The sequence below is a fragment of the Pseudomonas sp. NPDC087336 genome (assembly GCF_044744285.1).
In the GTDB taxonomy this organism is placed as follows: domain Bacteria; phylum Pseudomonadota; class Gammaproteobacteria; order Pseudomonadales; family Pseudomonadaceae; genus Aquipseudomonas.
Window position 1 is genome coordinate 1 of the sequence record NZ_JBIUYA010000071.1, and the last position, 2,644, is coordinate 2,644.

Sequence of the window (2,644 nt, forward strand, 5' to 3'; positions counted from 1 at the left end):
TGCGGATTCTACGACACTTGGACACTCAGCCCACGATCATTTGGACACTCGTTCCATGCTCACTTGGACACCTGATCCACGTCCACTTGGACAGGCAGTCGGAGCGCAGCGACGCAGGTTTGCATTGTTAGTCTGAAGTCCCCGTCGCCGTCAATTTCGTTGCGCGTCTGCGCATCGATTCGCCCTTCAGTTCGATCCGATAAGCGTTGTGCACCAGCCGGTCGAGGATCGCATCGCCCAAGGTCGGATCGCCGATCAGTGCGTGCCATTTGTCCACTGGCATCTGGCTGGTCACTAGCGTCGAGCGGTTGCCGTAGCGGTCGTCCAGCAGTTCAAGCATGTCGCGCCGTTGCGCAGCGGTAAACGGCGCCAGGCCCCAGTCGTCCAGGATCAGCAAGTCGGTCTTAGCATAACCCGCCATCAGTTTCGCGAAGCGGCCGTCGCCGTGGGCCAGGCCTAGTTCTTCCATCAAGCGCGGCAAGCGCAGATAACGCACGCTGTAACCGTCGCGGCAGGCCTTATGAGCCAGCGCGCAGGCGAGCCAGGTTTTGCCTACGCCAGTTGGGCCGCCGATGATCAGGTTCAGGCCGTCGCGCAGCCACTGGCCGCTACCCAGTTGCAGGATCAGAGATTTGTCCAGGTCGCGCGGGCTGCGGTAGTCGATGTCTTCCAGGCAGGCGTTATGGCGCAGTCGTGCGGCCTTGAGGCGAGTAGTCAGGCGTGCGTCTTCGCGCTCGGTCAGCTCGCGGTCGACCATCAGACCGAGGCGTTCGTCGAAGCTAAGATCGTTGATATCAGGCGTTGCGTGTTGTTCGCCAAGCGCCTTGATCATGCCGTGCAGGCGCAGGGTTTGTAGCTTGTCGAGTGTCGGGTTGGGCAGCATTTTGGTGCTCCTTTTTCAGGTCAGTGGTAGTAGCCAGGGCCGCGCAGGTTGATGTGTTCTTCGGGCAATAACGGCAGGTTTTGCTGGGCCAGCGGCAGCCTTTCCAGCCCTTGGCGCAGGATTGATTCGAGGCTTTTGTAACTGCACGCGCCCAGTGCCAGCGCACGCTGGCAAGCGGCTTCCAGCCGCTCTTCGCCGTGCTGTTTGCTCAGGCGCAAGATGCCCAGGCAGGCGCGAAAGCCGTGCTGCGGATGGATTCGGCGTTCGAGGATGTAGGCGATGACGCCGGCCGTATTTGGGCCCGTCTGCTCTGCCCAGCGGATCAGTCGTTGTGGCGTCCACTCGGCGTGTTCGCGGTGGCTCTTGGGCATGTGCTCGGTTTGGGTGGTGTGGCGGCCTTTATGTTGCGAGCGCAGATGGCTGGCCACGCGCTGGTTGGCGTGGAAGCACTCGACAGTCTGCGCAGTCAGCCGCACTTCGAGTTGCTGCTTCACCAGCTGGTACGGCACCGAGTAGTAATGGCCGTCGACCTCGACGTGGTAGTCGATGTGCACTCGTACCTTTTTCCATTCGGCGTAGACATAAGGATGCTCCGGCAACGATTGCAGCGCGGGTTGGTCGATGGTCTCGAAGGCCGAGCGGCGTGAGCCGGGCAGCTTCTTGAAGGGCTTCTGATTGAGGCGATCCAGCAGCAGCGCGATGGCTGTGTTGAGTTCGCCCAAGGAGAAGAACTGGCGGTTGCGCAGCACCGCCAGGATCCACCGCTCGACGACCTGTACGCCGACTTCAACCTTGGCTTTGTCCTTGGGTTTACGCGAGCGCGCGGGCAGCACGGCTACGCCGTAATGCTCGGCGAGATCGCGGTAACTGGGGTTGATATCCGGCTCGTAGCGATGCGCCTTGGTGACGCCGCTGCGCAGATTGTCCGGTACCAGGATCTGCGATGTACCGCCGAGAAAGGCGAAGCAGCGTACGTGCGAGCCCAGCCAGTCAGGCAGTTTCTGCGACCAGGTGGCCTCGGCGAAGGTGTAGCTGGACGCGCCGAGGACGGCGACGAAGATCTGCGTCTGGCGGATCTCGCCGGTTCGCCGATCAATGACCGGCACGGTCTGGCCGGCGTAATCGACAAACAGCTTTTCGCCAGCACGGTGTTCCTGGCGCATGACCACGTCGACCTTGGCAGCCCAGAGGCGGTAGTGCTCGCAGAACCAGCTGTATTGGAAGCCTTGCGGATGGGTGAGCCGATACTCTTGCCAGAGCAGGGCCAAGGTGACGCCGGGACGGCGTAACTCGGCGTGGACATGAGCCCAGTCCGGCATCGGACGTTGATCGCTGGGAACCGTCGGCGCTGGCGGGAACAGACATCGCTCCAGTTCGGCGTCCGACAACGGCGTGGGCCAAGTCAGCCCGCAAGCGTTGAAGCGGTGCAGGTAATTGCCGGCACTGCCGCTGCTAATGCGCAGGCTGGTAGCAATTTTGCGCACGGACAGGCCGGCGTCGAACTTTAAGCGTAGTACCTCTCGGATTTTACGCATGGATATACGCTCCACGACGACCTCTTCGCTTCGAGAAAAGAGTTCGATGGTAGTGAATAATCCTGCGTTGCTGCCTGCCTGAGCTTGGGTCGGATCAATGAGAGATCACTGTCCAAGTGCTCGTGGAATCAGTGTCCAAGTGGCCGTGGAATGAGTGTCCAAGTCAGCGTGGAATCGCTGTCCAAGTGTTCGTGGAATGGGTGTCCAAGTGCGCATGGAATCCCCA

At 61.0% G+C, this 2,644-nt stretch carries 2 protein-coding genes; both read right to left on the minus strand.

Going from position 1 to position 2,644, the window contains the following annotated elements:
- Window positions 1-127 precede the first annotated feature (127 nt).
- Entirely contained in the window at window positions 128-883 is a 756-nt protein-coding gene (istB, locus tag ACIO0C_RS31175) for an IS21-like element ISPsy14 family helper ATPase IstB (protein ID WP_401318350.1), read from the minus strand.
- A 20-nt stretch (window positions 884-903) separates the two neighbouring features.
- The gene (gene istA, locus ACIO0C_RS31180; RefSeq protein ID WP_401318352.1) at window positions 904-2,418 is read right to left on the minus strand and encodes an IS21 family transposase; all 1,515 of its coding nucleotides are present in this window, start codon (window positions 2,416-2,418) and stop codon (window positions 904-906) included.
- Between the last annotated feature and the right edge of the window lie 226 nt (window positions 2,419-2,644).